Source organism: Rhizobacter sp. SG703 (genome assembly GCF_012275445.1).
Classification (GTDB): domain Bacteria; phylum Pseudomonadota; class Gammaproteobacteria; order Burkholderiales; family Burkholderiaceae_C; genus Rhizobacter.
Genome location: NZ_JAAZQK010000019.1, coordinates 37,818 through 59,377 on the forward strand (window position 1 = coordinate 37,818; position 21,560 = coordinate 59,377).

General features: G+C 71.2%; 28 protein-coding genes. 20 read left to right on the plus strand and 8 right to left on the minus strand.

What is annotated here, in order from left to right; genetic code table 11:
• The first annotated feature begins 45 nt into the window (after positions 1-45).
• Genes FHT26_RS28705 through FHT26_RS30435 form a run of 5 tightly spaced genes read left to right on the plus strand, consistent with a single transcriptional unit; the run spans position 46 to position 2,559 of the window.
• Complete coding sequence (locus FHT26_RS28705) at positions 46-441, plus strand: c-type cytochrome (protein WP_168563491.1); 396 nt, start codon at positions 46-48, stop codon at positions 439-441.
• A complete protein-coding gene (locus FHT26_RS28710) occupies positions 438-1,316 on the plus strand; it encodes a substrate-binding domain-containing protein (RefSeq protein WP_168563492.1) in 879 nt (292 codons plus the stop codon). Before FHT26_RS28705 ends, FHT26_RS28710 begins: the two co-directional genes overlap by 4 nt.
• A 10-nt stretch (positions 1,317-1,326) precedes the next feature.
• On the plus strand, positions 1,327-2,016 hold the full coding sequence (locus FHT26_RS28715) for a hypothetical protein (RefSeq protein WP_349238240.1): 690 nt from the start codon (positions 1,327-1,329) through the stop codon (positions 2,014-2,016).
• On the plus strand, positions 2,013-2,375 hold the full coding sequence (locus FHT26_RS28720) for a hypothetical protein (protein ID WP_210427653.1): 363 nt from the start codon (positions 2,013-2,015) through the stop codon (positions 2,373-2,375). The genes FHT26_RS28715 and FHT26_RS28720 overlap by 4 nt, the downstream gene beginning before the upstream one ends.
• Positions 2,376-2,433: 58 nt before the next feature.
• Positions 2,434-2,559, plus strand: coding sequence for a hypothetical protein (locus tag FHT26_RS30435; protein ID WP_282597211.1), 126 nt, complete (start codon positions 2,434-2,436; stop codon positions 2,557-2,559).
• Here FHT26_RS30435 and pqqE read toward each other — a convergent pair.
• The 5 genes from pqqE to pqqA all read right to left on the minus strand — a co-directional run bounded on the left by pqqE (position 2,540) and on the right by pqqA (position 5,867).
• Positions 2,540-3,673, minus strand: coding sequence for a pyrroloquinoline quinone biosynthesis protein PqqE (gene pqqE, locus FHT26_RS28725; RefSeq protein ID WP_168563493.1), 1,134 nt, complete (start codon positions 3,671-3,673; stop codon positions 2,540-2,542). The two genes, FHT26_RS30435 and pqqE, sit on opposite strands and share 20 nt — an antisense overlap.
• A 3-nt stretch (positions 3,674-3,676) precedes the next feature.
• Complete coding sequence (gene pqqD, locus FHT26_RS28730; protein ID WP_168563494.1) at positions 3,677-3,952, minus strand: pyrroloquinoline quinone biosynthesis peptide chaperone PqqD; 276 nt, start codon at positions 3,950-3,952, stop codon at positions 3,677-3,679.
• A complete protein-coding gene (gene pqqC / locus FHT26_RS28735; RefSeq protein ID WP_168563495.1) occupies positions 3,949-4,701 on the minus strand; it encodes a pyrroloquinoline-quinone synthase PqqC in 753 nt (250 codons plus the stop codon). The genes pqqD and pqqC overlap by 4 nt, the downstream gene beginning before the upstream one ends.
• Positions 4,702-4,783: 82 nt before the next feature.
• The gene (gene pqqB, locus FHT26_RS28740) at positions 4,784-5,704 is read right to left on the minus strand and encodes a pyrroloquinoline quinone biosynthesis protein PqqB (protein ID WP_168563496.1); all 921 of its coding nucleotides are present in this window, start codon (positions 5,702-5,704) and stop codon (positions 4,784-4,786) included.
• A gap of 88 nt (positions 5,705-5,792) precedes the next feature.
• A complete protein-coding gene (pqqA, locus tag FHT26_RS28745; protein WP_168563526.1) occupies positions 5,793-5,867 on the minus strand; it encodes a pyrroloquinoline quinone precursor peptide PqqA in 75 nt (24 codons plus the stop codon).
• 273 nt (positions 5,868-6,140) lie between these two features.
• On the opposite strand from pqqA, the gene FHT26_RS28750 reads away from it, so the two are divergent.
• The 6 genes from FHT26_RS28750 (at position 6,141) to FHT26_RS28775 (ending at position 11,937) form a co-directional block, all read left to right on the plus strand.
• On the plus strand, positions 6,141-7,163 hold the full coding sequence (locus FHT26_RS28750; protein ID WP_168563497.1) for an AAA family ATPase: 1,023 nt from the start codon (positions 6,141-6,143) through the stop codon (positions 7,161-7,163).
• Positions 7,164-7,565: 402 nt separating this feature from the next.
• Positions 7,566-8,420, plus strand: a complete 855-nt coding sequence (locus FHT26_RS28755) for a DUF58 domain-containing protein (RefSeq protein ID WP_168563498.1) — start codon at positions 7,566-7,568, stop codon at positions 8,418-8,420.
• Positions 8,413-9,312 carry a hypothetical protein gene (locus FHT26_RS28760; RefSeq protein WP_168563499.1) on the plus strand — a complete coding sequence of 300 codons (900 nt, stop codon included), beginning with the start codon at positions 8,413-8,415 and terminating at the stop codon, positions 9,310-9,312. Before FHT26_RS28755 ends, FHT26_RS28760 begins: the two co-directional genes overlap by 8 nt.
• Positions 9,309-10,361 carry a vWA domain-containing protein gene (locus tag FHT26_RS28765; protein ID WP_168563500.1) on the plus strand — a complete coding sequence of 351 codons (1,053 nt, stop codon included), beginning with the start codon at positions 9,309-9,311 and terminating at the stop codon, positions 10,359-10,361. Before FHT26_RS28760 ends, FHT26_RS28765 begins: the two co-directional genes overlap by 4 nt.
• Positions 10,352-10,894: an MxaK protein gene (locus tag FHT26_RS28770; protein ID WP_168563501.1), complete on the plus strand. Its 543-nt coding sequence runs from the start codon at positions 10,352-10,354 to the stop codon at positions 10,892-10,894. Before FHT26_RS28765 ends, FHT26_RS28770 begins: the two co-directional genes overlap by 10 nt.
• Entirely contained in the window at positions 10,891-11,937 is a 1,047-nt protein-coding gene (locus FHT26_RS28775; RefSeq protein ID WP_168563502.1) for a vWA domain-containing protein, read from the plus strand. Before FHT26_RS28770 ends, FHT26_RS28775 begins: the two co-directional genes overlap by 4 nt.
• Here the strand turns inward: FHT26_RS28775 and FHT26_RS28780 are convergent.
• Positions 11,883-12,434 carry a flavodoxin family protein gene (locus FHT26_RS28780; RefSeq protein WP_168563503.1) on the minus strand — a complete coding sequence of 184 codons (552 nt, stop codon included), beginning with the start codon at positions 12,432-12,434 and terminating at the stop codon, positions 11,883-11,885. The genes FHT26_RS28775 and FHT26_RS28780 overlap by 55 nt on opposite strands.
• A 107-nt stretch (positions 12,435-12,541) precedes the next feature.
• Between FHT26_RS28780 and FHT26_RS28785 the strand changes: the two genes are divergently transcribed.
• Complete coding sequence (locus FHT26_RS28785) at positions 12,542-12,847, plus strand: hypothetical protein (protein ID WP_168563504.1); 306 nt, start codon at positions 12,542-12,544, stop codon at positions 12,845-12,847.
• Positions 12,848-12,913: 66 nt separating this feature from the next.
• Here the strand turns inward: FHT26_RS28785 and FHT26_RS28790 are convergent, their stop codons facing one another.
• Positions 12,914-13,681 carry a pentapeptide repeat-containing protein gene (locus tag FHT26_RS28790; protein ID WP_168563505.1) on the minus strand — a complete coding sequence of 256 codons (768 nt, stop codon included), beginning with the start codon at positions 13,679-13,681 and terminating at the stop codon, positions 12,914-12,916.
• Between the two features lie 81 nt (positions 13,682-13,762).
• Between FHT26_RS28790 and FHT26_RS28795 the strand changes: the two genes are divergently transcribed.
• The 8 genes from FHT26_RS28795 (at position 13,763) to fae (ending at position 20,773) form a co-directional block, all read left to right on the plus strand.
• Entirely contained in the window at positions 13,763-14,152 is a 390-nt protein-coding gene (locus tag FHT26_RS28795; protein WP_168563506.1) for a 4a-hydroxytetrahydrobiopterin dehydratase, read from the plus strand.
• 125 nt (positions 14,153-14,277) lie between these two features.
• Entirely contained in the window at positions 14,278-15,285 is a 1,008-nt protein-coding gene (locus tag FHT26_RS28800; protein WP_168563507.1) for a beta-ribofuranosylaminobenzene 5'-phosphate synthase family protein, read from the plus strand.
• Between the two features lie 31 nt (positions 15,286-15,316).
• Positions 15,317-16,249, plus strand: a complete 933-nt coding sequence (locus tag FHT26_RS28805) for an NAD(P)-dependent methylenetetrahydromethanopterin dehydrogenase (protein ID WP_168563508.1) — start codon at positions 15,317-15,319, stop codon at positions 16,247-16,249.
• Entirely contained in the window at positions 16,246-17,403 is a 1,158-nt protein-coding gene (locus tag FHT26_RS28810) for an ATP-grasp domain-containing protein (protein WP_349238241.1), read from the plus strand. The genes FHT26_RS28805 and FHT26_RS28810 overlap by 4 nt, the downstream gene beginning before the upstream one ends.
• A complete protein-coding gene (gene mch / locus FHT26_RS28815) occupies positions 17,400-18,377 on the plus strand; it encodes a methenyltetrahydromethanopterin cyclohydrolase (protein ID WP_168563509.1) in 978 nt (325 codons plus the stop codon). Before FHT26_RS28810 ends, mch begins: the two co-directional genes overlap by 4 nt.
• Positions 18,377-19,300 (plus strand): ATP-grasp domain-containing protein, encoded by a 924-nt coding sequence (locus tag FHT26_RS28820; RefSeq protein WP_168563510.1) that lies wholly within the window; start codon positions 18,377-18,379, stop codon positions 19,298-19,300. The genes mch and FHT26_RS28820 overlap by 1 nt, the downstream gene beginning before the upstream one ends.
• A complete protein-coding gene (locus FHT26_RS28825; protein ID WP_349238242.1) occupies positions 19,297-20,187 on the plus strand; it encodes a triphosphoribosyl-dephospho-CoA synthase in 891 nt (296 codons plus the stop codon). Before FHT26_RS28820 ends, FHT26_RS28825 begins: the two co-directional genes overlap by 4 nt.
• A 76-nt stretch (positions 20,188-20,263) precedes the next feature.
• On the plus strand, positions 20,264-20,773 hold the full coding sequence (gene fae / locus FHT26_RS28830; protein WP_168563511.1) for a formaldehyde-activating enzyme: 510 nt from the start codon (positions 20,264-20,266) through the stop codon (positions 20,771-20,773).
• 164 nt (positions 20,774-20,937) lie between these two features.
• On the opposite strand, the gene FHT26_RS28835 is transcribed toward fae, so the two are convergent.
• Positions 20,938-21,420: a dihydroneopterin aldolase gene (locus tag FHT26_RS28835; RefSeq protein WP_168563512.1), complete on the minus strand. Its 483-nt coding sequence runs from the start codon at positions 21,418-21,420 to the stop codon at positions 20,938-20,940.
• Positions 21,421-21,560 lie beyond the last annotated feature (140 nt).

The window sequence follows — 21,560 nt, forward strand, 5'->3', positions numbered from 1 at the left end:
TGGCATCTGGGGGATGCCATCCCGATCCTTGATGGCGGATGTTCAATGACATTGATCCGGTCTTTCTTCCAGGCTTCGGTCGCCGTGCTGGCGTGCCTCACCGCGAGCGCGCTGGCCGACGACAAGCCCTACACCGTGGTCGACGGCTACAAGGTCGACGCGAAGACGATGGACGGCTTTCGCACCTGGCGCGCGGCCGCCTGCGACCGCTGCCACGGCGCCAACCAGGAAGGCCTGGTCGGGCCCTCGCTGATCAACAGCCTGAAGACGCTGACCCAGGACGAGTTCGTCAAGACCGTCACCGAAGGCCGGCTGCCCAAGGGCATGCCGAGCTTCGCCGAGAGCCCGCAGGTCAAGGAACACATCAACGACCTGTACGCCTACCTGAAAGGCCGTTCGGACGGCGCGATCACGCGCGCCAAGGTCGAACCCAACAAATGAACACGCTGCGCACCGCCTCGCTGGCGCTGGCCTGCGCCTGGGCCGCTTCGGCGTGCCTGCCGGCTGCCGCGCAGGACGCTGGCAAGCCGCCGGCGCGCCAGGCGCTGCGGGTGTGCCAGGACCCGAACAACCTGCCGTTCTCGAACGTCGAGGGCGCCGGCATCGAGAACCGCATCGCCGAGGTGTTCGGCAAGGCGCTCGGGCTGCCGGTGCAGTACTACTCGTTCCCGCAGCGCCTCGCGTTCATCCGCAACACGCTGCGCTACAAGCTGCCGGGGCAGGACTACCCGTGCGACATCGTGATGGGCGTGCCGGTCGGCTACGACCAGGTGTCGGTGACCAAGCCGTACTACCGTTCGACCTATGCGCTGGTGTTCCCGCAGGGCCAGGGGCTCGACCAGGTGAAGTCGGGCGACGACTTCCTGAAGCTCGACCCGGCGCGGCTCGGCAAGCTGCGCATCGGTGTCTACGACCGCTCGCCGGCGTCGGACTGGCTGAACGTGCACCGGCTGGTCGAGCGCGGCGTGCCGTACCCGATCATGAACGCCGACCCGCAGCAGTACCCCGGCGAGATCATCGAGAAGGACCTCGCGGCCGGCAAGATCGATGCGGCCATCGTGTGGGGCCCGATCGCCGGCTACTTCGCGCAGCGCGTCAAGTCGCCGCGGCTGACGGTGGTGCCGCTGAAGTCGGAACCCGGCGTGCGCTTCGACTACGAGATGGCGATGGGCGTGCGCTACGGCGAGCGCGAATGGAAGCAGGAGATCGAAGGCCTGATCGATTCGCAACAGGCGGCGATCCAGGCCATCCTGAAGGACTACGGCGTGCCATTGGTCGACGAGTCGTTCGCGTCCAAGGACAAGCCGACGCGATGATGGGATCCCCGTGACGCGCGGCATCCCGATCCCCTGGCTGGCCGCGATGGTGTTCGCGCTGCCGGCGTGCACCTTCGCGGCGCAGGACTTCTCGCCCGCCGAGCAGGCGATCTTCATGGCCGACCAGCTCGCGAACCTGCGGCCGCCGTCGACGCTGCGCTACAGCTTCCACAAGGCCGGCAGCCTGGAGGCCGGCTTCGACGACACCGTGGTGCTGGCGTTCCGTCCGCAGCCCGACGGCAGCTGCTGCACCTCGAGCGGCGAGTTCCTGACCGGCCCGCGCCGGCTGCCGCTGCCCGACATCGACAACGCGAAAGCCAACCCGGTGATCCTGTACTTCCTGGAGCACGACATCCGCGAGATGCGCCGGCTGACGCAGGGCCCGGAGAACTACTTCCGCAAGCGCATCCGGATGGCGGTGTACCAGGGCGCGACGGTGGCACCGGCCTCGTTCGTCTACCAGGGCAAGCCGGTCGCCGGCCGCGAGGTGTCGTTCAAGCCCTACCTCGACGACCCGAACCGCTACCGCTACGAGAAGCTGGCCGGCAAGGAATATCGCTTCCTGCTGTCGGACGCGGTGCCGGGCGGCGTGCTCGGCATCCGCACGCACATCGCGGCTGCCGGTGCCGACGCGCCACCGCTGCTGACCGAAGACCTGCTGATCGACGGCGCCGCCCCCCTCCCGAGAACACCACCATGAACCCCTTGCATCGATTGCTGTGCGCGCTCGCGCTGCCGTGGCTGCTGATCCCGGCCGCCGCGGCGGCGAACGACTTCCCGACCGCCGAGCGTGTGATCTACGTGCAGGAGTGCATGCGCACGCACCCCGGCCCGCACTACGAGATGATCAACAAGTGCTCCTGCGCGGTGGACGCGATGGCCAGCGAGGTGCCGTTCGACGACTACGTCGGCATGACCACGGTGGTCAATGCGATGTCGATCGGCGGCGAGCGCGGCGGCGCGCTGCGCGACAACGAATCCGTCAAGCCGCAGATCAAGCGCTACCGCGAGCTGGAGACCAAGGTCCACAAGGCGTGCTTCATCAACGACAGCAAGTAGCCGCGGCCCTGCGCCTCGCCGCATGCCTGGCGGCGCGCCACCCCTGAAGGAGGATGCCATGCCCATGAAATGGTCCGGCTGGCTCGCGCCGCTGGGCGCTGTCGCGATCGGTGTCATGCCGCTGGCCGGTGAAGGCCACGGCCCGACGCGACAGAGGCGCGTGCTCAGGCCGGCTTGGCGCTGAGGCGCCGCGAGTTCGCAGGGTCGCGGAACACCAGCGGGTGCTCGACCACCGCCGGGCCGACGGGTGCCGAGGCCGCGCGCTCGACCGCCGCCTGCACCAGGGCGTGGTGCGGGCTCTTGCTGCACACCGGGTCGGCCATCGCCGGGTCCTGCGCCAGCAGGTACGCCTGGCAGCGGCAGCCGCCGAGGTCGACCTCGCGCTGGTCGCAGCTGGCGCACGGCTCCTTCATCCAGCCGGTGCCGCGGTAGCGGTTGAAGCCTTCGGAGTCGAACCAGATGTCGCGCAGGCTGTGCTCGCGCACGTTCGGAAAGCGCAAGCCAGGCAGCATCTTCGCGGTGTGGCAGGGCAGCGCGGTGCCGTCGGGCGCGACGGTCAGGAACATGCTGCCCCAGCCGTTGACGCATTTCTTCGCCTTGCCCTCGTGGTAGTCGGGCGCGACGAAGAACAGCCGCATCGTGTCGCCCAGGCGCCGGCGCCATTCGTCGGTCACCGCCTCGGCACGGCGCAGCTGCTCGTGCGTCGGCAGCAGCTGGTCGCGGTTCAGGAAGGCCCACGAGTAGTACTGCGTGTTGGCCAGCTCCAGGTACTCGGCGCCGAGCTCGGCCGCCATGCCGATGATGCGGTCGATGTGGTCGATGTTCATGCGGTGGATCACGACGTTCATCACCATCGGCCAGCCGTTGGCCTTGATGACCTGCGCCACCTTGTTCTTCAGCCCGAAGGTCTTGGTGTGCGACAGGAAGTCGTTCATCTCGCGGGTCGAGTCCTGGAACGACAGTTGCACATGGTCGAGCCCGGCCTGCTTCAGCGCCGCGGCGCGCGCCTCGGTGAGGCCGACGCCGGAGGTCAGCAGGTTGGTGTAGTAGCCCAGGCGGTGCGCCTCGGCGACGATCACCTCCAGGTCGTCGCGCAGCAGCGGCTCGCCGCCCGACAGCCCGCATTGCACCGCGCCGAGCTCGCGGCCCTGGCGCAGCACGCGCAGCCAGTCGTCGGTACCGAGCTCGTCTTCCTGGCGCGCGAAATCGACCGGGTTGTAGCAGAACACGCAGTGCAGCGGGCAGCGGTAGGTCAGCTCGGCCAACAGCCACAGCGGCGGTCCCACGGTCGGCGTCATCGCTCAGTCCCAGGCCAGCCAGCGCTGCTTCGCGGCCAGTTCGATGAAGGCCCGCACATCCGGCTCCAGGCCCTGCGCAGAGAACGCCTTCTCCAGGTCTTCGACGATGGCCGCCACGCTGCGCTCGCCGTCGCAGCGCTTCATGATCTCGCCGGCACTGCCGTTCAGCTTGACCATGCCCTCGGGGTACAGCAGCACATGGCAGTCCTGCACCGGCTCCCACTGCAGCCGGAAGCCGGGGCCGACACGGGGCCGGGTTGCGGTCGTCAGTTCGGTCATGCCGAGACACCGTAGCGAACGGCCATCGCATCGTTCATCGCCCACAGGATGTCGAGCTTGAACTGCAGCACCTCCAGCGCACGCTCCTGCAGCGGCCGCGTCGTGAAGTGGTCCAGCGTGATCGACAGGCCCTGCTCGACATCGCGCCGCGCCTGGCTCAGGCGGTTGCGGAAGTAGCTGAGGCCTTCGGGTTCGATCCAGCCGTAGTGCTGCGGCCAGGTCGCGAGGCGCTGCTTGTGGATCTCGGGCGCGAACAGTTCGGTGAGCGACGAGCACACCGCCTCCTGCCACGGCGCGCGGCGCGCGAAATCGACGTACGCATCGACCGCGAAGCGCACCGCCGGCGTCACGTGGCGCAGGTCCTGCACTTCGTCGCGGCCGAGCCCCACGGCCTGCGCAAGCCGCAGCCAGGCCTCGATGCCGCCGGCGTCCTGCACGCCGCCGAGCTCGAAGCCGTCGTGGTCGAGGATGCGCTGCACCCAGCCGCGGCGTACCGCGGCATCGGGGCAGTTCGACAGCACCGCCGCGTCCTTGATCGGGATCGCGATCTGGTAGTAGAAGCGGTTGGCGACCCAGCCGCGCACCTGCTCGGGCGTCGCCTTGCCGGTGTTCAGCATCACGTTGAACGGATGGTGGATGTGGTACGACTTGCCGCGCTCGCGCAGCTGCGCCTCGAACTCGGTGCGGCTCCAGGCCGGCGGGCCGGCGTCGGCGGGATGGCGGTGGTCCTTCAGGATGTCGGCGCGCATGGTCAGCCGGCGCCGAGCCGCCTCAAGCCGGCTGAGCGCCCCCTCGGAGGGCAGGAGCGAAGCGACGTGGGGGTTGTCATTTCTAGACCTCGATGCTCATGCCGTCCTCGCAGACCTCGACACCGGCACGCTGCAGTTCGGCGCGCTGGGGCGAGTCCTCGTCGAGGATCGGGTTGGTGTTGTTGATGTGGATCAGCAGCCGCCGCGTGCGCGCCGGCAGGCGGGCCAGCCACTCCAGCATGCCGCCGGCGCCCGACTGCGGCAGGTGGCCGATGTCGCGCGCCGACTTGTTGCCGAGGCCGAGCGATTTCATTTCGTCGTCGGTCCAGAAGGTGCCGTCGACCATCACGACGTCGGCGCTCGCCATCGCGTCGAATACCGGCGGCGTGATCGCGCCCAGTCCCGGCGCATAGAACACCGACGTTCGGCGGCCGCTGTCGACGAGCGTCATGCCGATGTTGTCGCCCGGCACCGGCGCCTCGCGGTGCGGCGAATACGGCGCGGCCTTGCTGCTCAGCGGCATCGCCTTGAACGCGAGGCCCGCGACGCCGGGCACGCCGAACGGCGTGCCGTCGAGCGCGATGCGCTGGCGCCGCACGCCGCAGAAGTGCGACAGCACGCGCAGCACCGGGTTGCCCTGCATCAGGTCGTCTTCGACCGGGTCGGTGCACCACAGCGGCAGCGGCGAGCTGCGTTCGCGCAGCATGAACAGGCCGGTCGCATGGTCGACCTGGCCGTCCATCAGCACGACGCCGGCGATCGCGGTGTCGCGCAGCGCGCGCGCCGGCTGCAACGCCGGGTGGCTGCGGATCTGTTCGAGGATGTCGGGCGACGCGTTGAAGAGCACGCCATCGGCCGCGTCGTCCGGCCGCACGAAGATCGACGACTGCGTGCGGGCCTTCGCGCGCACACGGCCCGAGCGCACGCCGGCGCAGTTGGCGCAGTTGCAGTTCCATTGCGGAAAGCCGCCGCCGGCGGCCGAACCCAGCACGGTGATGCGCATCGTGAAAACGACGGAGCGTTGGAGGAAGCGTTGGGGAGGCCGGCACCCCGGGCAGGCCCGGCGTGCCGGCGATGACGAGACGCCGCGGTCAGCGCGCCGTGACGTACATCGTGATTTCGAAGCCGAAGCGGAAGTCGGTCGCGGTGGGTGTTTGCCAAAGCATGAAGCATCTCCTGTGACGGTCTCACAGCGCCGGTCGGCACTGCGGGGGCCTCTGGGTCCCGTCCTGCATCGTGGCGCGATGCGGGTCGCCGCTCCAGCCGGGCGATCATGAATGCGATCTGGCGATTTTCATGAATCGCCTCGGCGGGGTTTCTTGTCCGACACGCATGCGGGCTTGCCTCTTGCTTCCCAGCCCCCGGCGCAGGCCTTCAGCCCAGTCCGTTGCAGGGCTGACGCAGAGTGTCCCGCGTCGAACCCCCTGGAGAGGAACGGCATGGACCGCAACGATGCGCTGCTGACGGATTGGCGCGAACGCGCGCTGGCGCTGGAGGCCGAAGTCGGCAAGGCGGTGATCGGGCAGGCCCGCGTGATCCGGCTCGTCAACCTGGCGGTGTTCGCGCGCGGCCACGTGCTGCTGCAGGGCGACGTGGGGGTCGGCAAGACGACGCTGCTGCGCGCGTTCGCGCAGGTGCTGGGCGGTCCGTTCGCGCGCACCGAAGGCACCATCGACCTGATGCCCAACGACCTGGTGTACTACACCTACATCAGCGCCGACGGGCGGCCGGCGGTCGAGCCCGGCCCGCTGATCCGCCATGGCGACGACCTGGCGATCTTCTTCTTCAACGAGATCAACCGCGCGCGGCCGCAGGTGCATTCGCTGCTGCTGCGCGTGATGGCCGAGCGCAGCGTGTCGGCCTTCAACCGGGAGTTCCGCTTTCCGCACCTGACGGTGTTCGCCGACCGCAACCGCGTCGAGCGCGAGGAGACCTTCGAGATCTCGTCGGCCGCGCGCGACCGCTTCATGATGGAGGTCACGATCGACGCGCCGGCCAGCGATGCGGACCGGCGCGAGTTGATGTTCAACCCGCGCTACCACGACACCGACCGGTTGATGGAGGAGCTGCCGGCGGCGATGCTGAACCACCGGGCGCTGAACGAGGTGGCCGAGGCGATCCAGCGCAGCGTGCAGGCGTCGCAGGCGCTGCAGGACTACGCGCTCGGGCTGTGGCGCGCGACGGCGGTGCCGGCGGAGTACGGCGTCAGGGTGTCGGGGCTGGACACCGCGCAGCTGATGCTGGCCGGGGCGAGCCCGCGCGGCATGAGCTACCTGCTGCGGGCGGCGCGTGTCGCGGCCTGGTTGGACGGGCGCGGCTTCGTCACGCCGGAGGACGTGCAGTCGGTGTTCGTCGAGACCATCGCGCACCGGCTGTGCTACCAGCCGGTGTACGAGATGCGGCGGCAGGAGATCTCGGGGCCGTTGATGGGCGGGATCCTCGCGAGCGTGGTGGCGCCGTAGTGTCATGCTGATGGACAGCCGTGTGCCCTCAAGACCCGTTCGGACTGAGTTGTTCGAAGCCGCAGTGGCCGTGCGAAGAACCCGATGCTCCGTTCGGACTGAGCCTGTCGAAGTCCTGCTGGTCTTGCGCAGGCGCATCCGGCGCGCTGCGGCACCCACCCTTCGACACGGGCCTTCGACAAGCTCAGTCCCTGCTCAGGGCGAACGGTCGGGGGGTGTGCGCGAACGGTTCGGGGATGCGCCCCCATGGGGTGGGTGTCCGAGCGCAAAGCCCGTTCGCATCACACCCGTTCGGACTGAGCCTGCCGAAGTCCCGGCGGCCGTGCGCAGAACCCAGTGCTCCGTTCGGACTGAGCCTGTCGAAGGCCCTGCAGAACACACGCTGCGCAAGTGACCCTCGCCATGGCCCGGCCCACCCCCCTCCCCGAGATCCACTACCGCATCGGCCGTGCCGCCCTCGGCCATTTCCCGGGCCACCACCGCAGCCGCCGCGGCGACAGCGGCTTCGAGTTCCGCGGCCATGCCTCGCTGCTCGACGCGCCCGACCCGCGCCGGCTCGACCTGCATGCGAGCCTGCGCGATCCGTTCGGCCAGTGGTCGGTGCGCGTCTACAGCCAGCGCAAATCGATCCCCGTCGCGGTGGTCGCCGACCTGTCGGCGTCGATGGGCTTCGCCGGTGCCCAGGCCCGGCTGCAGGTGCTGGCCGATTTCGTCGACAGCCTCGCGTGGTCGGCCTGGCGCACCGGCGACAGCTTCGGCTTCGTCGCCTGCGACGAGCAGGTGCGCACCGACCTGCTGCTGCCGCAGGGCCGCTCGCGCGCCGCGGCCGGCGAGCTGACCCGCACGCTGCGCGACCTGCAGCCCACGGGCCGCTCGGCGCACGGCCTGCAGCTGGCCCACCGCCACCTGCCGCAACGCCGCTCGCTGGTGTTCCTGCTGTCGGATTTCCATTGGCCCATTGACGAGGTGCCGGCCGTGCTCGCGAGCCTGGCCCACCATGACCTGGTGCCGGTCGTGCTGTGGGACCCGCAGGAGTTCAGCCTCGGCGCCGCGCGCGGCCTGGCCCAGGTGCTCGACCCCGAGACCGGCCGCCAGCGCCTCGTGTGGTGGCGCGCCGCGCTGCGCGAGCAGTGGCGCGTGCAGCAGGCCCGGCGCCATGCGGCGCTGCTGCAGGCGTTCCGCGGGCAGCGCCTGAGCCCCTTGTTCATCGAAGGCGCCTTCGATGCCGACGCGGTGACGCGGCACTTCCATGCGTGACCGCCTGGCCGCGCTCGCGTTGATCGGCTGCTGTGCCCAGGCAGCCGCAGCCGACACGCTGCGCGCCAGCACCGTCGAGCCGCGCGCGTTCGGCTACCACGTCGGCGATCTCGTCGAGCGCGAGCTCATCGTCCACATCCCGGACGGCGTCGTGCTCGATGAAGCCTCGCTGCCGCGCCCCGGCGCACGCGGCAAGGCATTGGAGCTGCAACAGGTGACGCAGCAGCGCGACTCCGAACCCGGCGGCAGCCGCCTCACGCTGCGACTCCGGTACCAGGTGTTCCTCGCTCCGACGGAGGTCCGCACGCTGGAGATCGCGCCGTTCTCGCTCGGCTTGCACGGCGACGGACGCGAGCAGTCGTTGCGCGTCGACGCCTGGCCGGTGACGGTGTCGCCGCTGGTGCCGCTGGAGGTCTCGCCGCGCGACGGCCTGGGCGAGCTGCGGCCCGACCTGCCGCCGCCGCCGATCGACACCCGCCCCGCGCAGCGCCGCCTGGTGGCGTATGGCGTCGTGCTGCTGCTGTGCCTCGGCTGGCTCGCGCAGGTGTACCTCGCGCTGCCGTGGCGGTCGCGGCGCCAGCGGCCGTTCGCGAGCGCCTGGCGGCAGTTGGACCACCTGCCGGCGGACAGCCCGGCAGCGGCCCGGCGCGCCGCCTTCCAGCGCGTGCACGAGGCGCTCAACCGCACGGCCGGCGAGGTGGTGTTCGCGCACGGCGTCGACCGCTTCGTTGCCGCGCAGCCGCGCTACGCCGGTCTGCGCGACGAGCTGCTGGCGTTCTTCCAGCAATCGCGCCGCGAGTTCTTCGCCGATGCGCCAGCCGCGGCGAACGACGGCCGCTGGCTGCGCGAGTTCTGCCGCAAGTGCCGCGATGCCGAGCGAGGTGCCGCATGATCCATTTCGACACGCCGTGGCTGCTGGCCCTGCTGCCGCTGGCGCTGTGGCCGTGGTGGGCGCGCGCCGGGCAGCCGGTGCGCAACGCCTGGGCCGCGCTGATGCCGCGCGACCGCGCGTCCGACGCCCTGCAACGCCTGCTGAAGGGCGCCGCGGTGCTCGCGCTCGCGCTGCTGGTGCTCGCGATGGCCGGGCCGTACCGGCCGGAGTACACGGTGGAGCGCGTCGGCCAGGGCGCCGAGATCGTCGTCGTGCTCGACCGCAGCCGCAGCATGGACCAGGGCTTCTCCGGCGCGCGCCTGGCGGCCGGCGTCGCCCGCCCGCGCGGCACCGGCCCCGAGGCGCTCGACTACTACATGAGCCTGTCGCCCGGCCGCTCGCGCGATGCGAAGGGCAAGGTCGCGCGCCGCCTGCTGTCGGCGTTCGCGGCCAGCCGGCCCGACGACCGCTTCGGCATGGTGGTGTTCAGCACGCTGCCGATGCGGGTGCTCGAGTTCACGCAGAAGAACGACGTGGTGCAGGCCGCGATCGACGCCGGCGAGATCGGCCGCGGGCTGTCGGAGACCAACATCGGCCTCGCGCTGCTGGAGGCACTGTCGTTCTTCGACGACCGGCCCTACACCGGCTCGCGCATCGTGATGCTGGTGTCCGACGGCGGCGACCACCTCGACCCGGCGACGCAGGAGCGCATCGCGCTCGCCGCGCGCAAGCAGCGCACTGCCATCAACTGGTTCTACCTGCGCTCGGCCAACAGCCCCGGGCTGACGGCCGGTGCCGACGATCCGCTCGGCGCGGCCGACACCGTGCCGGAGCACCAGCTGCACCGCTTCTTCCAGTCGCTCGGCACGCCGTACCGCGCCTACGAGGCCGACAACGACCAGGCCTTGCAGGCCGCCATCGACGACGTGAACCGGCTGGAGAACCTGCCGATCACCTACCTCGACACCGTGCCGCGGCGCGACCTGTCGCCCTGGGGCCATGCGATCGCGCTGCTGTGCGTGCTGCTGCTGTGGGGCGCGCAGCGGCTGGAGATCCGGCGATGGGCGTGATCACGCGACGGCGCACGCGGATCGTGCTGGGGGTGCTCGTCGTCGCGGCGGTCGCGATGCTGGCCGACAGCCTGCACCTGTGGCGGCTGCAGCGCTGGAACGACGCGATCGCCGCCGACCCACCGCTGGCGCTCGACCACCCGCCCGCCGAACTGCAGTTCGCGCTCGCCCACGCGCAGGCTGCCAGCGGCGCGGGCGAGGAGGCGTTGAAACGCTACCGCGTGCTGCAAGGCGACACGCCGCTCGGCCAGGCGGCGCGCTACAACAGCGCGAACCTGCTGATGCGCCAGGCGATCGCGGTACGCGCCACGCCGCAGCCCGGGCTGGCGATCCCGCTGCTGGAGCTGGCCAAGGAGGGCTACCGCGAGGTGCTGCGCAACGACCCCGGGCAGTGGGATGCCCGCTACAACCTCGAGCGCGCGCAGCGCCTGCTGCCCGATCCGGACGACTCGCTGGTCGAACCGGCCGACGGCCGGCGCGATGCCGAGCGTGCCGTCACGACGATGCGCGGCTACTCGCCGGGCCTGCCATGAAGGCCGTCGACTGGCTGCGCGCGCCGTGGCGCGGCCGCCGCGACGGCTGGGTGCTGGCGCTGGCCGCCGTCGCACTCGCCGCCACCTTCCTGAACCCGGGCCTGCGCATCGAGCGCCGGCTGTTCGAGCACGTGGTCGTGCTCGACATCACGCAGAGCATGAACGTGACCGACCAGGTGCTGGCCGGCAAGCCGGTGTCGCGCCTCGCGTTCGCGAAGGACGCGCTGCGCCAGGGCCTGCTGGACCTGCCCTGCGGCTCGAAGGTCGGCTGGGCGGTGTTCACCGAATACCGCTCGTTCCTGCTGCTGGCGCCGGTCGAGGTGTGCGCGAACCTGGGCGAGTTGCGCGCGACGCTGGCGCGCATCGACGGCCGCATGGCCTGGTCGGGCAACAGCGAGGTCTCGAAAGGCCTGCACAGCGGCCTCGGCATCGCACGCGAACTGCCCGGCAAGCCGTCGCTGGTGTTCATCACCGACGGGCAGGAGGCGCCGCCGCTGAACCCGCAGTACCGGCCGGCGTTCGACGACAAGCCGGGCGAGGTGCCGGGGCTGCTCGTCGGGGTCGGCGAGCTGTCGCCGTCGCCGATCCCGAAGACCGATCCGCTCGGGCGGCCGCTCGGCGTCTGGCGGGCTGACGAGGTGATGCAGACCGACCTGCGCCGCCAGGGGCGCGGCGCGAGCGTCAGCGGCGAGGCGCTGGCTGACGACGGCGCGGGCCCGGCGGCGGCGGGGCTGGGGGCCACGCCGGGCACCGAGCACCTGTCGGCCTTGCGCGAGGGCTACCTGCGGCTGCTCGCGAGCGAGCGCGGCCTGGTCTTCCACCGGCTGCAGACGGCGCAGGGCCTGTCGCAGGCGCTGACGTCGCCGGCGTTCGCGAAGCCGGTGGTCGCGCGGGCCGACGGGCGGGTCGCGCTGGCGGCGCTGGCGTTCGTGCTGATGTTGGCCCCCATGCTGGCACGCAGCGCGTGGCCGGCGCTGTATCGCATGCGTCAGGCGCTGCGGAAGAAGGCTTCGGCCGCGGCGATGGCCTCGGCATCGGACTGAACCGCGTCGGGCGGGCCGCCCTTGCCCCACAGCACGCCGGCCAGCGGCATCGCGAGGAACTCGGCACAGAGCCGGGTGGAATCGATCATCGGCTGCGCCTTTGCGCGGTTGCCGCTGGTGGTGACGAGGTGCAGACGCTTCTTCGCCATCTCCGCCTTGAACGGCAGGCCGTCGATGCGCATCCAGGCGCTCCAGTGGTCGAGGTAGGTCTTCAACGAGCTCGGGAAGCTGTACCAGTAGACGGGAGCGACGAGGACCAGGTCGGTGCAGGCCATCGTCGCGTCGAGCAGCGTGCGCAGGTGGCCGTCCGGCCAAGGGTAGGTGCCGACGGTGTGGCGCTGGTCGGTGAACGGCTCGATCGGCATCTGCGCGAGGGGCAGCCAGGTTTGCGTGGTGTCGGCGGGCAGACCGTCGGCGGCGCGTCGGGCGAGCCATTCGGTGTTGCCGGTGTGACCCGGCTCGCGGGTGGAGGCGACAATGAAGAGGTAGTGGGACATGGGCTGTTGACGGCAACGAATGAAACGCACGCAGTGTTCCATGAAGTCGGTTTGAAGCATGCGGCGCCCACACTGCCTTTCCACCCGACATGCCCCTGGAGTTCTCGATGTCCCGTCCCTTTGCCCTTCCCCTGTCCTGCCTCGCGCTGCTGCTGGGCGCCCTGATCGGCTCGCCCGCCGAGGCCCAGGCCGTCGAGGCCGTCGTCGTGAACGACTACGACGTCTTCGTCGATCCGCCGACCGCGTTCGCGTTCATCAAGCTGCCGACCGGCTGGAAGTTCATCGGCAAGCTCGATGCGGCGCAGCTGCGCCAGCTGCCGCCCGGCACGCTGACCTCGCTGTTGCCGGCGGATGAAGAGGCGACGCGGGTGGCCGCGGGGTCGAAGCCCGCGGTGGCGAAGCGCAAGGGCTGACGCGCGAAAGGCCTTCGACAGGCTCAGTCCGAACGGGTTTGATGCGAACCGGCTGGACGCGGGCCCTCACCGCACCAGGTGCCCCAGCCCTTTCGCGCTGTCGAGTCCCTTCGCACCGGTGAGCACGACGCCGTCGAGCACCGCATCGGTGAAATCGGCTCCGCTGACATCGGCCCCGCGCAGATCGGCTCCCGCCATCTTCGCGTTGAAGAAGTTCACGCCGCGAAGGTTGGCGTTGACCAGCTTCGCGAACGACATCAGCGAGCGGTTCAGGTCCGCCCCATCGAGGTCGGCGTCGCTCAGGTCGGCGCCCGAGAGGTCGGTGCGCATCTGCCCCATGCCCTGGTTCTTGATGTTGACGCCGAGGTTCGCCTTCACCAGCTTCGCACGGCGCAGGTTGGCCCCCGGAAAGTCCGCGATGATGCGCGCCCCGCTCAGGTCGGCGCCCGCGAAATTCGGCGGCGCCTTCACCTCGCCGCCCAGCACCACGACGCTGAGCAGGCTGCTGCCGACCAGCGTCGCGCCGCTGAAGTCGGTGCCCATCAGCCACGCGCCGTTCAGGTTGACGCGCGTCAGGTCGGCGCCGTCGAAGCGGCTCAGCACCAGCTTCGATGCGAACAGGTTGGCCCCGGCGAGTCGCGCCCGGCGGAAATCGATGCGGCTCAGGTCGAGGTCGGACAGGTCGTGGCCCGACAGGTCGGCCGGGCCCTGCGCCGCGGCCGCCGCCAGGCGCTCGCGCACCTGCTCGGCCGTCAGGCGCTCACCGGCCGCCCGGGCGCGGCCCAGGCCGAGCAGGGCCGACGCGATGCCGATGTTCCAGACCCTTCTGCGCATGGCGCTTGCTCCTGCGGAGCGATGATGCTGTGCGGTGGCGCGCAAAAGATCAAGGCCGTCAACCCTGCCGAGGAGACCGACATGTCGCAATGGCGCAAGAAGACCCCCGATGAAACCTACACGGTGGACGAGGTCGAGGCCCGGCTGAAGGCCGAGCTGCCGAAGTGGTTCCTCGAAGACGGCTGGATCCGCCGCAAGTACAAGACCGGCGGATGGAAAGGCACGCTGATGGTGGTGAACACCGTCGGCCACCTCGCCGAAGCGGCCTGGCACCACCCGGACCTGACGGTCTCGTTCGCCTTCGTCACGGTGAAGCTGATGAACCACGCGGCCAAGGGCATCACCGACAAGGACTTCGCGCTCGCCGCGAAGATCGAAGAGGTCGTGATGTGGCAACCGGGCACGGTCGAAGGCTCGGCGCTGGCGGGCACGCCGGACGATCCGCGCTTCAAGTACATCAAGTACGACTGAACGCGCAGGACACTGTGTCACCCGCCCGGGACAGGCGCGGGATGCCGGACACCGCGCACGCGCCGGTGCAGCCCCATTTCCCTGGGTAAACCCCAGCGGAACGGCGTTTGCTTACCCAGGCTCCGATGCCTGTCTCCGCCGCCGATCCCCACCGCCTGCTGACGCTTCGCGCGCCGGGCCGATTGCACCTCGGGTTCCTCGATCCGGCCGGCACGCTGGGCCGCCGCTTCGGCAGCCTCGGGCTGGTGATCGACGGTCTCGCGACCGAGGTCGCATTGGGCGCCGCATCGACCGACGACATCGCCGTCGTCGACCCCGCCGCGCAGGCCGAGGTCGAACGCGCCGCGCGCTTCCTGCACCTGCTGCGCGAGCACACCGGGCTGCGCACGCCGCTGCGCCTGCAGCTCACGCGCGTGCTGCCGCCGCATGCCGGCTTCGGCTCGGGCACGCAGCTCGCGCTGGCCATCGGCCGGGTGTTCGCGCACTGGCACGGCCTCGCGATCGGCAGCGCCACGCTCGCCCACTGGCTCGCGCGCGGGCTGCGCTCCGGCATCGGCATCGCCGGCTTCGACCAGGGCGGCCTGCTGCTCGACGGCGGGCCGGGCCCCGACGGCCTGCCGGCACCGCTGCTGTCGCGCATCGCGTTCCCGGCCGCCTGGCGCGTGATCGTGGTCCAGGACGATCGGCATCGCGGCCTGTCGGGCCCGCAGGAGAAGCAGGCCATCGCGACGCTGCCGCCGTTGCCGCAGGCGCTGTCCGCCGACATCTGCCACCAGGTGCTGATGCGCGTGCTGCCCGGCGCGGCGAGCGGCGAGTTCGCACTGTTCGCGGCCGGCATCAACCGCGTGCAGCAGCTGCTCGGCGAGCACTTCGCGCCGGCGCAGGGCGGCGCGTACACCAGCGCAGCGGTGGGCCGCGTGGTGCAGGCCGTGGAGCGCACGCAGGGTGCGGCCATCGGCCAGAGCTCGTGGGGGCCGACCGGGTTCGCGATCCTGCCGTCGCAGGCGAGTGCCGACGCGGCGGTGCAGGCGCTGCGTTCAGCACGCGCGCTCGAACCCGGCCTGGCGCTCAGCATCGTCGCCGGGCTCAACCGCGGCGCGCTGCTCAGCGAGCACGCCTGCGAACCGCATTGACACCCTCGTCGCCACAGACTCCGGAGCCGCGATGGAACGACCCTACATCCTCCACCTGTTCACCCCCGGCCGGCAGGCCAGCCCGTTCGACGTCAACATGGCCGCCGACGCCGGTTACCAGGTGATCGCGCCGTATTGCGAGGTCGACCTGGACGGCATCGCCGCGCTGACGCAGGACGCGATCTTCTCGCGCGGCCCGAAGGGCGTCGCACGCACCGGCCTGTTCATCGGCGGACGCAATGCGATGCTCGCGACCGACATGCTCGAGCGCGCGAAAGCGTCGATGGTCAAGCCCTTCGTCGTGTCGGTGATGGCCGACCCGAGCGGCGCCTACACCACAGCCGCGGCGATGGTCGCCTGCACCGAGGCCGCGCTGCAGAAGCACCAGGGCCACGGCCTCACCGGCCTGCGCGTGGTGGTGCTCGGCGGGCTCGGCCCGGTGGGCCGCATCGCCGGCGTGCTCGCGGCGCAGGCCGGCGCGCGGGTGTCGCTGTCCAGCCGCAGCGGCGCGGCCGCCGCCGAATCGGCCGCGCACGACACCGCGACGCGCTTCGGCGTCACGCTGCACGGCGTGTCGGGCGCCGACACCGCGGCGGTGCGCGCATCGCTCGCCGAGGCCGACGTGCTGCTGGCCTGCGCCGCGGCCGGCGTGCAGGTGGTGTCGGCCGACGACCTGCCGCACGCGCCGCGGCTCAAGGTCGCCGCCGATGTCAACGCGGTGCCGCCGGAAGGCATCGCCGGTGTCGGCGTGATGGACGACGGCAAGCCGCTGGCCGGCAGCGCGGCGGTCGGCATCGGCGCGCTCGCGATCGGCAACGTGAAGTACCAGACCCAGCACCGGCTGCTGGTGCAGATGCGCGAGTCCGACAAGAAGGCGCTGGTGCTCGGCTTTCCGGAGGCGTTCGCGACCGCGCGGGCGTTCCTCGCGGAGCGTGCGGCCGGCTCGGCCGCGTCATCCGCGTGAGCGGCGCGATCGACGTGAAGGGCGTGATCGCCGTGGCCGCGCTGTCCGCCCGCCTGATGGCCGAAGCCGCGGTGCGCGACGGCTTCGACGTGGTCGCGCTCGACCTGTTCGGCGATGCCGACACCCGCGCCGCCGCGTCGCAGTGGATCGGCCTCGGCGAACCCGCGTCGCTCGAGATCGACGACGCGCTGACGCTTGCGGCACTGCGCGACCTCGCGCACCGCGGCGACGTGCGCGGCTGGATCGCCGGCAGCGGCTTCGAAGGCCGGCCGCGCCTGCTGGCCGAAGGCGCGCAGCTGCTGCCGCTGGTCGGCACCGCGGTGTCGGCGGTGTGCCGCGTGCGCGACCCGGCGCTTTTCTTCGACGTCCTCGCGTCGCACGGCATCCACCATCCGCCGGTGCGGCTCGGCGCCCTCGCCCGCACGCTGCCCGACGACGGCACGCGCTGGCTGGTGAAGGACGCGCTCGGCTGCGGCGGCTGGCAGGTGCGCCCGGCGACGCCGGAGCAGCTGGCCGAGCTGCCGGCGCACCACTACCTGCAGCAGCAGGCGCCGGGCGTGCCGATGTCGGCCACCTTCGTCGCGAACGGCCGGCAGGCGGTGATCCTCGGCTTCAACGAGCAGACGGTGCGCCGCTTCGGAACGCGCCCGTTCGTGTTCTGCGGCGTCGTCGGGCCGGTGCCGCTGGACGCACCGGCCGCGTCGCGCGTGCAGGCCGCCGTGCGCGCGCTGACCAGCGCCTTCGAGCTGCGCGGGCTGTGCAGCCTCGACTTCGTGCGCGACGGCGACGAGATCGCGGTGCTCGAGGTCAACCCGCGCCCGCCCGCCAGCCTGGCGCTGTACGGCGATGGCGTGATGGCGGCGCATGTGCAGGCCTGCCTGCACGGCGTGCTGCCGGCGCCGCCGGCGAAGCGCGAGCGGGTCGACGGCACCGAGATCGTGTTCGCGCGCCACGACGGGCAGGTCGATGCCGCGCTGGCACGGCGCCTCGCGGCCCGGGCCGACACGCACGACCACCCCCGCGCCGGCACGCGCTTCGCGGCCGGCGACCCGCTGTGCAGCCTGGCCGCGAGCGGCACCACCGCCGACGCCGTGCGCGCCGCATTGCACCAGGCCCGCGAGGCCTTGCTCGACACCCTGGAGACACCGTCATGACCGAGCTCAGCGTCAACACGCGCGCGCGTCCGCTGGTCGAGCGCCTGATCGCCGACGCCGGCGCGCTGCAGCTCGCGGTGCGCCGCGACGACCGCGGCACCTGCATCGTCGACGCCGGCATCGAGGCGCGCGGCAGCATCGCCGCCGGCCTGCTGATCGGCGAGATCTGCATGGGCGGGCTGGGCCGCGTCCGCCTGCAGGCCGGCGAGCGGCATGGCTGGCCGACCTGGGTCGAGGTGCGCAGCTCGCAGCCGGTGCTGGCCTGCCTGGGCAGCCAGTACGCCGGCTGGAGCCTGTCGGCGACGAAGGAAGAGACCGGCGGCAAGAAATTCTTCTCGCTGGGCTCGGGCCCGGCGCGCGCGCTGGCCGGCAAGGAAGACCTGTTCGCCGAACTCGGCTACCGCGACCGCGCCGACTGCGGCGTGCTGGTGATGGAGGTCGATCGCCCGCCGCCGGCCGTGATCGTCGACAAGCTGCTGCACGACTGCGCGCTGCAGCCCGACGGACTGACGATCGTGCTGACGCCGACCACCAGCCTCGCCGGCACGACGCAGATCGTCGCGCGCGTGCTGGAGACGGCCCTGCACAAGGCGCACACGCTGGGCTTTGCGCTCGAGCACGTCGTCGAAGGCGTGGCCAGCGCGCCGCTGCCGTCGCCGACACCCGATGGCGCGCAGGCGATGGGCCGCACCAACGACGCGATCCTGTACGGCGGCCAGGTGCACCTGACGGTGCGCGGCGACGACGCGGCCGCGCGCGCGCTCGCGGAGCAGCTGCCGTCGACCCGCTCGCGCGACCACGGCCGCTCGTTCGCCGACCTCTTCAAGGAGGCCGGCTACGACTTCTACAAGATCGACCCCGGGCTCTTCGCGCCGGCGGAGGTGTGGGTCAGCAACCTCGACAGCGGCAACACCTGGCACAGCGGATCGCTGAACATGGCGCTGCTGCGGCAGCTGTGGCTGCAGGTGCCGTGATGCGGGTCGCGATCATGACCGACGAGGTCGGCTGGCACACCCGGCAGCTGCAGGCCGCATTGCGCGCGCGCGGCGCGGTCGGGCGCTGCATCGACCTGGCCGATTGCCACATCGACACCACGCTCGCCTGGCACGGCCTCGCGCTGCCGGGGTACGGCCGCGCGCTGCCCGATGCGGTGCTGGTGCGCGGGCTGGCCGGCGGCAGCTTCGAGCAGGTCACGAAGCGGCTCGGCGTGCTGCATGCGCTGCGAGAGCTCGGCGTGCCGGTCTACAACGATGCGCGGGCGATCGAGCGCAGCGTCGACAAGTCGATGACCAGCCTGCTGCTGCACGCGGCCGGCGTGCCGACGCCGCCCACCTGGGCCACCGAATCGCAGGCGCAGGCCCGGCGCATCGCGGTGCGCGAAGGCGCGACCGGGCATGCGCTGGTGCTGAAGCCGCTGTTCGGCTCGCAGGGCAAGGGGCTGCAGCTGGTCGGCGAGGTCGACGGCGTGCACCATGCGCTGCCGGCGCTCGACCGCGGCTTCGGCTCGCTCGCCTACCTGCAGCGCTTCGTGCCGGCGACCGCCGTGCCGGGCTTCGACTGGCGCGTGCTGGTGATCGGCGGCCACGCGATCGCCGCGATGCGCCGCGTCAGCATGCACTGGATCCACAACGTCGCGCAGGGCGCGCGCTGCGAAGCGGCCGAGCTGACGCCGGCCCTCGCGCAACTGGCCGAGCAGGCGGCGACGGCGCTCGACATGGACTACGCCGGCGTCGACCTGATCCCGTCGGCACAGGGCACGCAGGTGATCGAGGTCAACGGCGTCGCGGCCTGGCAGGGGCTGCAGCGCGTGACCGGCTTCAACATCGCGCGGGCCATCGTCGACGACCTGCTCGACCGCCGGTGCGCGGTGCAGCGCACGCTCGGCGACGCGGCGTGAACCGCGAGCTGCCAGCAGCGGTGGCGCGGGCGAAGGCCGCGTTCCTGTGCGCCTGCACGCTCGACGTCGCCGTGCGCAAGCCGGGCAACGTCAGCCTGCAGTCCGGCGGCCACCGCATGCGGGCGGCGATGTTCACCGACAGCGCGGCGGCCGCGGCCGGGCCGCTGTTCGCGCCGGGCGCAGGCGTCGGCGAGCGCATCGAAGCCGCGGTCGCGGCCAGCTGGTCGGTGGCGCACTGCAACACCAACCTCGGCATCCTGCTGCTGTGCGCGCCGGTCGCGGTGGCGGTGGAGCAGCGGCCCGACGCGGCGACGCCCGCGGCGTTGCAGCAGGCCATCGGCGAGGTGCTGAGTGGCCTGAGCCTCGCCGATGCCGAGCACGCCTACCGCGCGATCGCGCGCGCGAACCCGGGCGGCCTCGGCGACGCACCGGCCGAAGACGTGCGCGCGGCCCCGAGCATCGACCTGCGCGCCGCGATGGCCTTGTCGGCCGGGCACGACCTGATCGCGCGGCAGTACCGCGATGGCTATGCCGATGTGTTCGGCGTCGCGCTGCCGGCGCTGGGTCCGGGCTTTGCATGTCCGTCGGGGGCCGGTTGCGGCTCTCCGGATGCCGGCACCACGGCCGCGGTGCAGCGCCTCTACATCGCGCTGCTGGGCAGCTTTGCCGATTCACACATTGTTCGCAAACACGGCGACGCGGTGGCACAGACTGTCATGGCCGCGGCGCATGCGTGGCGCGGGGCCGAGGGCGTGGACGACGAGCCGGCCTGGGCGGCGTGGGACGAATCGCTGAAGGCGCGGGGCATCAACCCCGGTACCAGCGCCGATTTGACGGTGGTCACGCTGATGATCGCCGGCCTCGCGCCGCGATGGCACGGAACGTGATAACAGCGGTGGAACATTGGCGCGTCGCCAGTGTCGGGAACGTCCCCGGAAAACGCAAACAGGAGATGACACAGCCATGGCCAAGATCGATCGCATGATGGTCGGTGAGTCGCTCGTCGGTGACGGCAATGAAGTTGCCCACATCGACCTGCTCATCGGACCGCGTGGCAGCCCCGCGGAGAGCGCGTTCGCCAACGCACTGACCAACAACAAGGACGGTTTCACGTCGCTGCTCGCCGTGGTGGCGCCGAACCTGCTGACCAAGCCGGCGACGGTGATGTTCAACAAGGTCACCATCAAGGGCGCGAAGCAGGCGGTGCAGATGTTCGGGCCGGCGCAGCGCGGCGTCGCGATGGCGGTGGCGGACTGTGTCGAGGACGGCACCATCCCGATGGCGGAAGCGGACAACCTGTTCGTCTGCGTCGGCGTCTTCATCCACTGGCTGGCCGAAGACGACAAGAAGATCCAGGACTACAACTACCGCGCGGTCAAGGAGTCGATCAAGCGCGCGGTGGCCGGCTCGCCGACGGCGTCGGAAGTTGTCGCGAAGAAGGGGTCGAGCGCGCACCCGTTCGCGGCGGCTTGAACGAGCCTTTGCCCGGACAAGACCCGTTCGGGCTGAGGTCATCCCCGTTCGGGCTGAGCCTGCCGAAGCCTTGGTGCAATGCGAACAGGCCCTTCGACAGGCTCATGGCGAACGGGGCAGTGAGGCGATGAGGTCAGCTCCGTGCGAACGGGTTGCAGGAGTGCTCAGCGAGAGGTCTCACCCGGCACCAGCCCCGACCCAAGCAACTGCACGACGGTGGCCGAGCGGCCGATCGTCGTCGACGGGCCCGCGACGCGTTCGATCTGCACGCCGACCGCGGCCACATCGGCGAACTTGTGCGGCTTGACGACCTTCACGCGGACCCAGCTCGCGCCGAACTCGCCGAGCAGGATGTCGGCGATGGTCTCGGCCAATGCCTCCAGCAGCTTCAGCCGGTGCTCGGCCAGCAGCCGCAGCAGGCGTTCGCGCACGACGCTGTAGTCGATGGTGTCGCCGATGCGGTCGGTGTCGCAGGCACGGGCCCGCGGCACGCCGGCATGCACGTCGATCACCAGCGGCTGCGGCGCATGGAATTCCGATTCGTGGATGCCGATGACCGTTTCGCCGGTGAGGCCTTCGATGAAGATCAGGTCGAGCGGGAGCGGCGCGTCTTGCGCGGGGTTCGGGCTGCGGCTGGCGTGGGTCATCGTGTCTCCAGGAGTGTTCAAGAATGGGACAGCAGGCTCTTGCGTGGCCGGCCGAACGGGCTGGTCGCAATAACCAGGCCACGCGAGAGACTGCTCGTTTCACCGGGTAGGCAGGACCCGGCATCGCACCAGAATCAGGA